10 protein-coding genes and 1 pseudogene are annotated in these 12,041 nt (G+C 66.3%); 9 read left to right on the top strand and 2 right to left on the bottom strand.

The window, feature by feature from the left end; genetic code table 11:
* The first annotated feature begins 77 nt into the window (after window positions 1–77).
* The 3 genes from PFZ56_RS19065 (at window position 78) to PFZ56_RS19055 (ending at window position 3,988) form a co-directional block, all read left to right on the top strand.
* Complete coding sequence (locus PFZ56_RS19065; RefSeq protein WP_170004234.1) at window positions 78–2,318, top strand: TonB-dependent siderophore receptor; 2,241 nt, start codon at window positions 78–80, stop codon at window positions 2,316–2,318.
* 32 nt (window positions 2,319–2,350) lie between these two features.
* Window positions 2,351–3,253, top strand: a complete 903-nt coding sequence (locus tag PFZ56_RS19060; protein WP_170004231.1) for an alpha/beta hydrolase — start codon at window positions 2,351–2,353, stop codon at window positions 3,251–3,253.
* Between the two features lie 117 nt (window positions 3,254–3,370).
* Window positions 3,371–3,988, top strand: a complete 618-nt coding sequence (locus PFZ56_RS19055) for a DNA-3-methyladenine glycosylase (RefSeq protein WP_170004229.1) — start codon at window positions 3,371–3,373, stop codon at window positions 3,986–3,988.
* Window positions 3,989–4,226: 238 nt separating this feature from the next.
* On the opposite strand, the pseudogene PFZ56_RS19050 reads toward PFZ56_RS19055, so the two are convergent.
* Window positions 4,227–4,349, bottom strand: a pseudogene (locus PFZ56_RS19050) (TRAP transporter large permease subunit); the annotation flags it as partial.
* Window positions 4,350–4,460: 111 nt separating this feature from the next.
* On the opposite strand from PFZ56_RS19050, the gene PFZ56_RS19045 reads away from it, so the two are divergent.
* The 4 genes from PFZ56_RS19045 (at window position 4,461) to PFZ56_RS19030 (ending at window position 8,667) form a co-directional block, all read left to right on the top strand.
* On the top strand, window positions 4,461–5,492 hold the full coding sequence (locus PFZ56_RS19045; RefSeq protein WP_170004227.1) for an AraC family transcriptional regulator: 1,032 nt from the start codon (window positions 4,461–4,463) through the stop codon (window positions 5,490–5,492).
* Window positions 5,493–5,598: 106 nt separating this feature from the next.
* The gene (locus tag PFZ56_RS19040; RefSeq protein ID WP_102879720.1) at window positions 5,599–6,720 is read left to right on the top strand and encodes a polyamine ABC transporter substrate-binding protein; all 1,122 of its coding nucleotides are present in this window, start codon (window positions 5,599–5,601) and stop codon (window positions 6,718–6,720) included.
* Between the two features lie 105 nt (window positions 6,721–6,825).
* Window positions 6,826–8,274, top strand: coding sequence for an amidase (locus tag PFZ56_RS19035; protein WP_394304412.1), 1,449 nt, complete (start codon window positions 6,826–6,828; stop codon window positions 8,272–8,274).
* Window positions 8,275–8,337: 63 nt separating this feature from the next.
* Window positions 8,338–8,667, top strand: coding sequence for a hypothetical protein (locus tag PFZ56_RS19030; RefSeq protein WP_102879722.1), 330 nt, complete (start codon window positions 8,338–8,340; stop codon window positions 8,665–8,667).
* Window positions 8,668–8,700: 33 nt separating this feature from the next.
* Here PFZ56_RS19030 and PFZ56_RS19025 read toward each other — a convergent pair whose 3' ends face one another.
* Window positions 8,701–9,132, bottom strand: coding sequence for an HD domain-containing protein (locus PFZ56_RS19025; RefSeq protein ID WP_170003250.1), 432 nt, complete (start codon window positions 9,130–9,132; stop codon window positions 8,701–8,703).
* 268 nt (window positions 9,133–9,400) lie between these two features.
* On the opposite strand from PFZ56_RS19025, the gene PFZ56_RS19020 reads away from it, so the two are divergent.
* Together PFZ56_RS19020 and PFZ56_RS19015 are read left to right on the top strand one after the other, a co-directional pair.
* Window positions 9,401–9,967, top strand: coding sequence for a GNAT family N-acetyltransferase (locus PFZ56_RS19020; protein ID WP_170003252.1), 567 nt, complete (start codon window positions 9,401–9,403; stop codon window positions 9,965–9,967).
* Between the two features lie 138 nt (window positions 9,968–10,105).
* Complete coding sequence (locus PFZ56_RS19015; RefSeq protein WP_394304411.1) at window positions 10,106–12,037, top strand: serine hydrolase domain-containing protein; 1,932 nt, start codon at window positions 10,106–10,108, stop codon at window positions 12,035–12,037.
* Window positions 12,038–12,041 lie beyond the last annotated feature (4 nt).

Here is a 12,041-nt window from a genome sequence, read left to right as displayed (position 1 = left end):
GTTAATGCGCTTTACTCGCAAATAGCAGTCATTATCATTCGTGATCTTCTGTTTCTGCCTCTGTCCGGAGATCACCGATGTCCATGCGCTCGCTGCGTCCTTTCGCCCCCTTCCTGCTGTCCGGCTGCTGCCTGCTCAGCCACGCGGTGCAGGCCGCCAATGCAGGCTCGACCCCACCGGTCCTGGAGCTGGAACCCCAGAGCGTCATCGCCACCGCCAAGGAAGAAACCAAGCAGGCACCGGGGGTCTCGGTGATCACCGCCGAGGACATCCAGAAGCGCCCGCCGGCCAACGACCTGTCGCAGATCATCCGCACCATGCCCGGGGTCAACCTCACCGGTAACTCCACCAGCGGCCAGCGCGGCAACAACCGGCAGATCGACATCCGCGGCATGGGCCCGGAAAACACCCTGATCCTGGTGGACGGCAAGCCGGTGGGCAGCCGCAACTCGGTGCGCTACGGCTGGCGCGGCGAGCGCGACAGCCGCGGCGACACTAACTGGGTGCCGGCCGATCAGGTCGAACGCATCGAAGTGATCCGCGGCCCGGCGGCGGCCCGCTACGGCAACGGTGCCGCTGGCGGGGTGATCAACATCATCACCAAGCAGGCCGGCATCCAGACCCACGGCAATGCCACGATCTACAGCTCGTTCCCGACCCACAAGGACGAAGGCGCCACCCAGCGCGCCAGCTTCGGCCTCAACGGCCCGCTCACCGACATCTTGAGCTACCGGGTCTACGGCAACGTGGCCAAGACCGACTCCGACGACGCCAACATCAACGCCGGCCATGAATCCCTGCGCACCGGCAACCAGGTCGGCACCCTTCCCGCTGGCCGCGAAGGCGTACGCAACAAGGACCTCAACGGCCTGTTGAGCTGGCGCATGACCCCGGACCAGAGCCTGGACTTCGAAGCCGGCTTCAGCCGCCAGGGCAATATCTACACCGGCGATACCCAGAACACCAACAGCAACAAGAATGTGCAGAACCTGCTGGGCCACGAGACCAACCGCAGCTACCGCGAAACCTACGCCCTGACCCATCGCGGCGATTGGGACTTCGGCAGCTCCATGGCCTACCTGCAATACGAGAAGACCCGCAACACGCGGATCAACGAAGGCCTGGCCGGCGGCACCGAGGGCATCTTCAGCAACAGCGAGTTCTACACTGCGGTGCTGCGCGACCTGACCGCCCATGGCGAAGTCAACCTGCCGCTGCACTCAGGTTTCGAGCAGACCCTGACCCTGGGCAGCGAATGGTCCCAGCAGAAGCTCGACGACCCCAGCGCCAACACCCAGAGCACCAGCGAAGGCGGCGCCGTGGGCGGCCTGAGCTCAAGCAACCGCAGCACCCAGTCCAGCGCGCAGATCTTCTCGCTGTTCGCCGAAGACAACATCGAACTGCGCCCGGGCACCATGCTCACCCCAGGCCTGCGCTTCGACCACCACAACATCGTGGGCGACAACTGGAGCCCGTCCCTCAACCTGTCCCATGCCCTGAGCGACACCCTGACCCTCAAGGCCGGCATCGCCCGGGCCTACAAGGCGCCGAACCTGTACCAGCTCAACGCCGACTACCTGCTCTACAGCCGCGGCCAGGGCTGCTATGGCCAGAGCACCAGCTGCTACCTGCAGGGCAACGACAAGCTCAAAGCAGAAACCAGCGTCAACAAGGAACTGGGCCTGGAGTACAAGGCCGACGGCTGGGTCGCCGGCCTGACCTACTTCCGCAACGACTACAAGAACAAGGTGGAATCCGGCCTGGCGCCAGTGAGCCGAGCCAGCGGCGGCAGCGGCGCTTACCGCAACGCGGCGATCTACCAGTGGGAGAACGTGCCCAAGGCCCTGGTGGAAGGCCTGGAAGGCACCCTGACCATACCCCTGGCCAGCCAGCTGACCTGGAACAACAACTTCACCTACATGCTGCAATCGAAGAACAAGCAAACCGGCGACTACCTCTCGGTGACCCCGCGCTACACCCTCAACTCGATGCTCGACTGGCAGGCCACCCAGGACCTGTCGTTGCAGGCAAGCGTGGCCTGGTACGGCCAGCAGACGCCGAAGAAATACGACTACCACGGCGACCGAGTCACCGGCAGCGCCACCCAGCAACTGGCGCCCTACGCCATTGCCGGGGTCAGCGGCACCTACGCCCTGACCCGTCACCTGAGCATCACCGCCGGGGTCGACAACCTGTTCGACAAACGCCTGTTCCGTGAAGGCAATGCCCAGGGCGTGAACAACATCGCCGGGGCCGGCGCCGCCACCTACAACGAGCCCGGGCGCACCCTGTACACCAGCCTGAGCGCATCGTTCTGATGCCATCGCCCAGCCCCCGCCGAGAACGCCTGATGAGACGTTTTGTTCTGCCCCTGGCCCTGGCCTGGGGCCTTGCGGGAACGGCCCTGGCCGCCCCCGCCCCGGACCAGCCCATGGACCGCAGCCTGCTACAGCGCCAGGACCTGCCCTACCGCTTCAGCAGCCTGCAACTGGATTCCGCCGACGGCCAGCGCCACTACCAGCTGTGGATCGGCCAGCCGCTGCAGGCACCGCCGCCACAGGGGTACCCGGTGCTGTGGATGCTCGATGGCAATGCCGCCATCGGCGCTCTGGACCCCGAGCAGCTCAAGCGTCTGGACCAAGGCCCGGCGCCGCTGCTGGTGGCGGTGGGTTACCAGACCCCGCTGCGCATCGAACGCAACGCCCGCACCTATGACTACACCCCGCAGCAACCGGGCCTTGAAGCACAGCAAGACCCACTGACCGGGCAGCCCAGCGGCGGCGCCGAGGCCTTCCTGCAGTTGTTGCGCGAACGCATGCGCCCGGCCGTGGCGGCGCAGGCGCCGATCGACCCGGCGCAGCAGACCCTGTGGGGCCATTCCTATGGCGGCTTGCTGGTGCTGCAAGCGCTGTTCGCCCGGCCCCAGGAGTTTCGCCACTACGCCGCCGCGAGTCCTTCGCTGTGGTGGGGCGACGGCCTGATCCTGACTCAGGCCCAGGGCCTGGCCGGGCGCCTTCACGGCCAGCGTGCACAACTGTTGCTGATGCGTGGCGGCGCCGAACCGGGCAACCCGCGTCAGCCAGCGGGGCCCGAGGCCGACCAGCGCGCCCGCCAGTTGCAGGCGCAACTGGCTCAGGTGCCGGGGCTGGCCCTGGACTACCACAGCTTCGAAAAACTCAGCCATGGCCAAACCCTGGCGGCTTCCCTGCACTACGTGCTGGAGCGGCTCTACCTCCCGGCGGCCAAGGACTGAAAACCCTGCGCCCGGGTGCAAGGCCCGGGCAGCGAGTTCCAGCGCAAGAGACGGGGTGCAAGCCTTGGGGCGGCGGGCTAATCTGCCGCTCGCCCCGCCACGTGTTCCGGATCGCCAATGCCCACCTGCCCCGCCACTCGTTTTCTTGCCGCACTGGATGCCGACTGGGCCGCGCTGATCGCCGCCGTCGGCCCCTGCCTGCACCAGCCCCGCCCGGAGCGCGAGCCTTATCAGGCGCTGGTGCGCGCGGTGGCCTACCAGCAACTGCATGCCCGCGCCGGCGACGCGATACTCGGCCGCCTGCGCGCTTTGTTTCCCGGGCAGGCCTTCCCCACGCCCCGGCAACTGGCCGATGCCAGCCTGGAGCGCCTGCGCGGCTGCGGCTTCTCCGCACGCAAGGTGGCAACCCTGCACGGCATCGCCCAGGCCACCCTCGACGGCCGCGTCCCCGATGCCGCCAGCGCCCGCGGCCTGGATGACGAACAGCTGATAGAGCGCCTGACCCAACTGCCCGGGATCGGCCGCTGGACCGTGGAGATGCTGTTGATCTACAGCCTTGAGCGCGAGGACATCTTGCCGGTGGACGACTTTGGCGTACGCGAAGGCTACCGCCGCCTCAAGGGCCTGGAGCAACCGCCCAGCCCCCGCCAGCTGCGCCAGATCGGCCAGGGCTGGAGCCCCTGGCGCACCACCGCCGCCTGGTACCTGTGGCGCGTACCGCCCGGCCAACCGTAACCCTGTAGCCGCTGCCGCAGGCTGCGAAAAGCCCCGAAGGGGCTTCAGGGACCTCAAGAGCGGCGCCTGCTTCGCAGTCGTTCGCAGCCTGCGGCAGCGGCTACAGACAGCCAGTGCAACCAGTTGGGCAAGGCCAGAGAGATCAGCGGGACGTAGGTCATCAGGATCATCAGCATGATCGACAGTCGGCCCGACTCCAGCAGCACCTTGGCGCAGTCGCGCAGCGCCATGTCGCGGTACCCGCCACGGCAATCGAGCCCACCGTGGCCGGCGACGAACCGGACAACGCGGCGAACAGCATGCAGGCCAGTACCGCGGCAAACGCCAGGCCGCCGCGGATATGGCCGACGCAGGCGTTGGCGTGGGCCAGGCCGATGCCTTCGCCGGCGCGCCAGCGCCGGCAAGTGGGCAATTGAACCGCGCGCGCGTAACCCCTAAAGTCACGCCTCCCGCTATCAATCTGAGATCGCCGATGGCCGCTCTTCGCCTGACTACCCTGCACACCACTCAAGCGGTGCTGGACGCCTTTCGCGACAGCGATGTATCGCCCGAGGTGCTGCTCGAAGGCAGTGGCATCCAGCTGGCCGACCTGGACCTGCCCAACAGCCTGATCAACATCAGCCAGGAAATGCGGGTGTTCAGCAACGCCGTGAAATTTCGCCAGGACCTGGGGCTGGTGCTGGGACGCAACCTGCATATCAGCGCCTACGGCATGTTCGGCCTGACCCTGCTGACCAGCGCCACCCTGCGCGAAGGCTGGTCCCTGGCGCTGCGCTACCCCTTGCTGCTGGGCACCTTCTTCCGCCTCGACCTGGAGGTCCGCGACGGCCTGGCCTGGCTCACCGCCGACCAGTACAGCGAGACCGAGCTTGAGGTGTTCAACACCGACTTCTGCATGTCGTCCTACCGGGTCACCTGCCAGGACCTGCTGGGCTGCTCCCTGCCGTTGCGCCAGGTGCAACTGATGCACGGCCCGCAACCCTACCTGGACAGCTACGAGCAGGCCTTCAACTGCCCGGTGCAGTTCAACGCCGGGCGCAATGCCATCGGCTTCGACCTGGAATGGCTGGACCGGCGCCTGCCCCTGGCGGACCTGGTCACCCAGAACGACATGCTGCAACGCTGCATCCGCCTCAACGAGGAACTCAGCGCCCGGCCGACCTGGATCGATCAGGTGCGGCGCATCCTCAATGAACAGCTGCACGCAGTGCCGGACTTCGACAGCCTGGCGCGCCAGGTGCACTGTTCCCCCAGCACCCTGCGCCGGCGCCTGCGGGCCCAGGACACCAGCTATCAGCAACTGCTGGACGAGCTGCGCTATGCCCGCGCACAACAGTTGCTGGGCCAGCACAGCCTGCCCATCTACCGCATCGCCGAAGCCCTGGGCTTCAAGGAAACCGCAAGTTTCCGCCATGCCTTCCAACGCTGGAGCGGCGTTGCTCCCGGGCGCTTCCGGCAGTTGGCCGGCCAGCTCGGACCGCTCTCGGACTGCGCTGAAGATTGACGCTAAATATCCCCTATTGACCGTTGCCAACATTCTCTCAGGGATCTATCCGGCCAAGAATGATCCACCCGGAAGGTCCCGCTCATTTCAGACATGGAGTTGTCGCATGAAATCGCTGCATACCGCCCTCACCCGCCTGGCCCTGAGCTGCTCCCTGAGCGCCCTGGCCCTGAGCGCCAGCTTCAGCGCCCACGCCGCCCCCGAGCGCACGGTGAACATCTTCAACTGGTCGGAGTACATCGCTCCCAACACCATCAAGGACTTCCAGGCCCAGAGCGGGATCAAGGTCAAGTACGACATCTTCGAAAGCAATGAAGTGCTGGAAGCCAAACTGCTGACCGGCAACAGCGGCTATGACGTGGTGGTGCCTTCCAGCGGTTTCGTCAGCAAGCAGATCAGCGCCGGCGCCTTCCAGCCCCTGGACCGTGGCCAACTGCCGAACTGGAAGAACCTCGACCCGGCAGTGATGAAGCTGCTGGAGCAGAGCGACCCGGGCAACCGCTACGTGATCCCCTACATGTGGGGCACCAACCTGATCGGCTACAACCGCGACAAGGTCCAGGAACTGCTGGGCACCGATGCGCCGGTCAACAGCTGGGACCTGGTGTTCAAGGAAGAGAACCTGAAGAAGCTCAGCCAGTGCGGCGTCACCTTCCTCGACTCGCCCGCCGAGATGCTGCCCCTGGCCCTGCACTACCTGGGCCTGGACCCCAACAGCCAGAACCCCGAGGACTACCGCAAGGCCGAGGCCCTGCTGCTCAAGCTGCGTCCCTATGTGCGCTACTTCCACAGCGCCAAGTGGATGGGCGATATCGCCAACGGCAACATCTGCGTGGCCGTGGGCTACTCCGGCGGCTTCCTGCAGGCGGCCAACCGCGCCAACGAAGCCAAGAACGGCGTGCACATTGAAATGCGCATTCCCAAGGAAGGCACCCTGGTGTGGATCGACACCGTGGCCGTTCCCGCCGGCGCCAAGCACGTAGACACCGCCCACGCCTTTCTCAATTACCTGATGGAACCGAAAGTCATCGCCTCCATCAGCAACTACGTCGGCTACCCCAATGGCGTGACCGACTCCAAACCGTTCATCCAGCAGACGCTGCTGGACAACCCGGACCTGTTCCCCAGCGCCGAGACCATGACCCGCCTGTACCCCCTGGCACCGCTGCCGGCCAAGGCCGAACGCACCCGGACCCGGACCTGGGTCAAGGTCACCAGTGGCCGCTGAGTTTTTGACCCTCAAGGGTTTGCGGGCCGCCACCAGCGGCGCGTCCGCAGCCCTTGCCCGTTGGCCCGCCACCGGCACCCCACGGCCTTGATAGAAGAGCTGCCCATGTCGTTATCCCCGTCCAGCACACCGGCCCTGCACCTGCTGTCCATCGAGGCATTGCTGCACGGCTTTGCCGCCCGGCAGTTCACCCCGGTCGATCTGCTGCACGCCGTACTGGCCCGGATTGAACGCCATGAGCCGCAACTCAATGCCCTCTGCGAGCGCCAGGACGAAGCAGCCCTCGTCGCCGCCCAGGCGGCTACCGCGCGCTGGGCCGCCGGGCAACCGCTGGGCCGGCTGGACGGCATCCCGATCCTGGTCAAGGACAACAGCGACATCCAGGGCTGGCACACCCGCAGCGGCTCCAGGGCACTGGCCGACCGCCCACCCATGACCCGCGACACCAGCCTGGTGGCGCGGTTGCGCGAGGCCGGGGCGATCTTCATTGGCAAGACCACCCTGCCGGAACTGGGCAGCACGCCCCTGACTGACAGCCCGCTGACCGGCATCACCCGCAACCCCTGGAACCTGGCCCTGCATGCCGGTGGCAGCAGTGGCGGCAGCACCGCAGGCGTGGCCGCCGGTTACGCCCCGGCGGCCACCGGCAATGATGCCGCCGGATCGATCCGCACCCCGTCGAGCTTTTGTGGGGTGATCGGTTTCAAGCCCAGCCATGGCCTGGTGTCCGCCTGCCCGAGCATCGACCCGGGGGGCATGGCCGCCGAAGGCCCGATTGCCCGGCATGTACGGGATATCGCCCTGCTGATGGAGCTGATGAGCGCCCATGAGCCTGATGAACCTTTCGCCTGGCCCCATGCCCCCGGCCAGTTCCTGTCCGGCATCGAGGACGGCATCAGCGGCCTGCGCATCGCCTTCAGCGCCGACCTGGGCCATGCCGCCCATGTCGATCCGCAGATTGCCGCCCGTTGCCTGGCCGCTGCCCAGTTGCTGCAGCAGGCCGGGGCAACCGTGGTCCAGGCCTCGCCGGACATCGGCCAGCCGGCCGCGAATTACCTGCGGGCCTGGCCGGTGGAAGTGGCCAGCGCCATGGCCGAGGAAATCCCGCCGGAGCGCCAGCACCTGGTCGGCGACTTCCTCCAGCAGGCCCAGGTCCGCGCACGCCAGCTCAATGCCCTGGATTACGCCTGCGCGGTGCAGGAGCGGCATCGGGTCGCACAAAAACTGCATGACTTTCTCGGCGACTACGACCTGCTGCTGACCCCCACTGCGGTGGTCGAGCCCTTCGCCGTGGAGCGCCAGATGCCGCCCGACTGGCCGGAGCAGATCAGCGCCATGTGGCAGCCCACCACCTTCCCGTTCAATTTCAGCCGCCAACCGGCGCTGAGCATGCCCTGCGGCCTGAGCGCCGCCGGCCTGCCCATAGGCCTGCAGATCGTCGCCCGCTTCGGCCATGACGAACGGGTCCTGCGGGCCGCCCGGGCCCTGGAAAAACTGCTGCCTGCCGGGGTGTTCGCTCATCCCGCCGGCCTGCTGGACGCCCCCCGGGCGTGAACTGCACTGAACAACCCGCTGACGCAGCAACATCGCGCCGCTTTACGGACAAGGAGGTGGACCATGGAGTCTTCTAGCAGTTGGTATCAAGACACTCAATTCGACCACGACATCTACGTGATGATCATTCGTGAGCCGAGTTCGCCGAGCCTCTATGCACATCAATCCGGCGCCAGCTTCAGCTACGTCGGGCGGCTCACCGGCCATGGCCAGCACCCGTGCTTTTCCGTGCACTTTGCCTGCCCGCCCTACGGCAACGACTACGCCAGCACCGAAGCCGCCCTGCAAGCCGGGCTGGCCCATGGTCGCGCCCTGATCGAACACTGGCGCACCCGGGGCAGCAAGCCACCGGCGCGCAACACCGAAGTCGCCCTTTCCAACTACAGCAACTGAACGCCCCGGCGCCGCTGGCCCTGGGCTAGCGGCTCAAGGCCGGTCCAGGCTGTCGAGGTATTGGATGGCCTGGCGGTACTTCTCCAGGCGCCGCCGGTCATCCTCGCTGGGTTCGGGGATGCGTGACAGGTCACTGTTCTCCGCCAGGTCCGCCCGCTTTACCCGCCGCGCCAAAGGATTCTGTGCAGCGCGGCGGATAAACCCCGGATAGTCCTCACCCTCGACCTTGGTCAGCGCCGCCAGGGCCTGCAGCACCTCTTCACTGAAACCTTCGCCACGCAGTTGTTCCAGGGTCACCGGACTGTCTTCGATGACGTCGTGGAGCACCGCGACCAGCTGTTCCCGGGGGTCGGACACACGCAGCATGACCCGCAGGGGATGGAGGATATAGGGCGCACCGCCCTTGTCGACTTGCCCGGCATGGGCCCGGGCAGCAATGGCGATGGCGCGTTCCAGGGTACTCATGGGCGGTGGCTCCGGATCTCGGCAAAAAATGCTACGGCCATACTAACCCGGCCGATTCAGGCCAGGGCCAGCAGACGCCGGGCCCGTTGCAGCACTGGCGCGTCGACCAGCTGCCCGTCAACCTGATAGGCACCGGATGGGGCCATGACCGGTGATCGCCAGCCGAGGCGCGACAGCAGCGGACATTGATGCTGATCAAGCGCCCGGGGCGCCGGCGGAGTAAAGCTTGTGGCAATCACCTGCCCTTTGCTTCCCCGGAGACTTGATCATGTCCAGCAGCGCCCTCGATGTCCTCGCCCAACCGCCATTTCCGGCCCAGCAAGGCCAATACTGGATCGACGCCCTGAGCGACGGCAGCCACGTGCTGATCCGCCCGCTGCGCCCTGAAGACCGGGGCCGGGAAAAGGCCTTTATCGAAAACCTCTCCCCCGTCACCCGGCACCAGCGCTTTCTCGGTGAGGTCAAGGAAGTCGGCGATCAGTTGCTGGATCAGCTGATGGACGTCGGCACCCCGCAACGGGTGGCCTACGTGGCCCTGGTCCACGACAACGGCGAACTGCGGGAAGTCGGCATCAGCCGCTATGCCCAGGTCGACGACCAGCCCTGGCGCTGCGAGTTTGCCGTGACCATCGCCGATCAATGGCAAGGCAAGGGCCTCGGTGCCCTGATGATGCAGCATCTGATCGACGAAGCCCGTACCAATGGCTTCCAGCAGCTGTATTCGGTGGACAGCGCCGCCAACTACAGCATGCGCCGCCTGGCGAAGACCCTCGGTATGCGCAGCGCCATCGACCCCGACGATGCCACCCAGGTGATCCACAGCCTGGAGCTGTAACCCGCCCAAGCCGCGCCTCGGTCCGAGGCGCGGCCACCTTCGCTTAACACTCTTTGACAGTTTCCAGACAAAGCTGCCAAAGACTCCTCAGACGCCCTTCCCTAGCATCCGCTCATCGAATTTCCGGTCGGGTGCTGCATGTCCCCCAAACTTCTCGGCCTGCCACTGCTGGGCATCCTGCTGAGCAGCCTCGGCTGCAATGGCCAACCACCTGCGCCGCCGGTCATAGCGCCCGGCGACTACGCCAGCATCATCAGCTACTTGAAGCAGTACATCCCCCGGGAGATGGCCGAGCACCGGGTCCCGGGGCTGTCCATCGCCCTGGTGGACGGCCAGGAGCTGATCTGGGCCCGGGGCTTCGGGTTTGCCGACCAGGCACGGGGCCTGCAAGTGACCGAGAACACCGCGTTTCGCGCCGGCGCCCTGTCGCAGTTGCTGACCGCTACGGCGGTCATGCAACTGGTGGAACAGGGACGCCTGCAGTTGGATGCGCCCCTGCAGGACAGCCTCAAGGAATTCTACGTCCGCTCGCGCTTTCACCAGGACCAGAACGCCGCCGACCAGGCCGTGACCGTGCGCCGTCTGCTCAGCCATCAGGCCGGGATGCCCGCCGAGTACCTGCGCGACTCACGTACGCCCCAGGCCCTCAACGAGCTGCCGAGAAAGGTCAGCGGGGTCTGGCTGAACAATGCCCCGGGCACCCGGACCGCCCCCTCCAACCTGGGCTACGCCCTGCTGGGCGCGGCGGTGGAACGCAGCAGCGGCCTGGATTTCGAGATGCAATTGCAAAAAAGCCTGCTGCGCCCGCTGGGCATGAGCCAGTCGAGTTTCATAGGCGGCAGCGGCGCACAACCCTACCGCACCCAAGGCTATACCGACGGCTCCCGCAGCAATGATGTCCTGGTGCGCGACCTGTCCGCCGCTGGCTTGTGGAGCAATCCACGGGACCTGAGCCACTTCGTGCGCATGCTCTTCGCCCAGGGCAGCTACAAGCACCAGGCGTTGCTCTCACCGGCCTCGATCAAGGAGATGGTGCGTCCGCAGAACAGCGGCAACCCGCTGGATTTCGATTGTCAGGTGGGCCTGGGCTGGTTCCTCTCGCCCTGTGGCGACGAGTGGGTCAACCCGGGGATTGGCACTTGGCAGCGCAGTGGCTCCGGCGATGATTTCCACGCCCGGATCAGCGTGCTCCCGGAGCAGCAACTGGCGGTGATCGTGATGAGCAATTCCGGCTCTGGCGCAGCCCTGGCCCAGCCGTTGGTGCCGCAGATTCTGCGCATGCTGCAGCAGGCCCATGGCGCCCCCGAAGGGATGCAAGCCGGCCCTGTTCAGCAGGGCTGCGTTCAGCACGATTCCGGCCAGGATGGCTCCGTCCCGAATGGCTCCGTACCGAGTAGCTCCGTCCAGAGTCGCACTGACCAGAAGGGCTCAGACCAGAACGGCTCCGACCAGCCCAGCCCGCGGCGCCGGGTGCCGGAAGCCGCCGACCGCCAGCATCTGGCGGGGTTCTATGCCACGACCTGGGGCGTGCTGCGCATCAAGGACCAGGACCAGCGGCTGTTTGGCGAACTGGCCGGCACGCGCTTCGAGTTGCTGCGCGACGAACACGGCTGGCTGCGGGCGCAGAAGAAAATCCTCGGCCTGTGGCAGCAGGACCTGGGCGACCTGGGACGGGTGCAACTGGACGTCATGAACGTTCAGGGCAACCGGGTGTTTACCGCCAAGCGCCACGGCCAGCTACTGGCCATGGGGGAACGGATCGACCCGGTGCCCCTGCCCGACAACTGGCTGGCCATGGTCGGCACCTATCACGCCCTCAACGATGACGAAGCCAACGCCCCCTTGAACGGCGTCAGCATCGCCCTGGAAGACGGCTTCCTGATGATCCGCAGCCTGCAACAGGGCCGCACCCTCACCGATTACATCCTGGCTCCGGTGGACAACGCCCATGCGGTGATTGCCGGCCATGGCCCCGGGCTGGGCGACACCGTGCGCCGTCAGGTCAACGGGGTCAACGTCCTCGGCTACTCCTTCAAACGTATCTACACCCCCCACTACCTGAGGTTCTAAAACA

This window comes from Pseudomonas danubii, from assembly GCF_042980055.1.
GTDB lineage: Bacteria > Pseudomonadota > Gammaproteobacteria > Pseudomonadales > Pseudomonadaceae > Aquipseudomonas > Aquipseudomonas danubii.
Note: the sequence above shows the minus strand (reverse complement) of the source record. Positions and strands in the feature narration are given on the sequence as shown.

Bases quoted from the DNA above. Each gene is read 5' to 3' on its own strand.
- PFZ56_RS19065 (WP_170004234.1), top strand. From the start codon at position 78: ATGTCCATGCGCTCGCTGCGTCCTTTCGCCCCCTTCCTGCTGTCCGGC.
- PFZ56_RS19060 (WP_170004231.1), top strand. From the start codon at position 2,351: ATGAGACGTTTTGTTCTGCCCCTGGCCCTGGCCTGGGGCCTTGCGGGA.
- PFZ56_RS19055 (WP_170004229.1), top strand. From the start codon at position 3,371: ATGCCCACCTGCCCCGCCACTCGTTTTCTTGCCGCACTGGATGCCGAC.
- PFZ56_RS19045 (WP_170004227.1), top strand. From the start codon at position 4,461: ATGGCCGCTCTTCGCCTGACTACCCTGCACACCACTCAAGCGGTGCTG.
- PFZ56_RS19040 (WP_102879720.1), top strand. From the start codon at position 5,599: ATGAAATCGCTGCATACCGCCCTCACCCGCCTGGCCCTGAGCTGCTCC.
- PFZ56_RS19035 (WP_394304412.1), top strand. From the start codon at position 6,826: ATGTCGTTATCCCCGTCCAGCACACCGGCCCTGCACCTGCTGTCCATC.
- PFZ56_RS19030 (WP_102879722.1), top strand. From the start codon at position 8,338: ATGGAGTCTTCTAGCAGTTGGTATCAAGACACTCAATTCGACCACGAC.
- PFZ56_RS19025 (WP_170003250.1), bottom strand. From the start codon at position 9,132: ATGAGTACCCTGGAACGCGCCATCGCCATTGCTGCCCGGGCCCATGCC.
- PFZ56_RS19020 (WP_170003252.1), top strand. From the start codon at position 9,401: ATGTCCAGCAGCGCCCTCGATGTCCTCGCCCAACCGCCATTTCCGGCC.
- PFZ56_RS19015 (WP_394304411.1), top strand. From the start codon at position 10,106: ATGTCCCCCAAACTTCTCGGCCTGCCACTGCTGGGCATCCTGCTGAGC.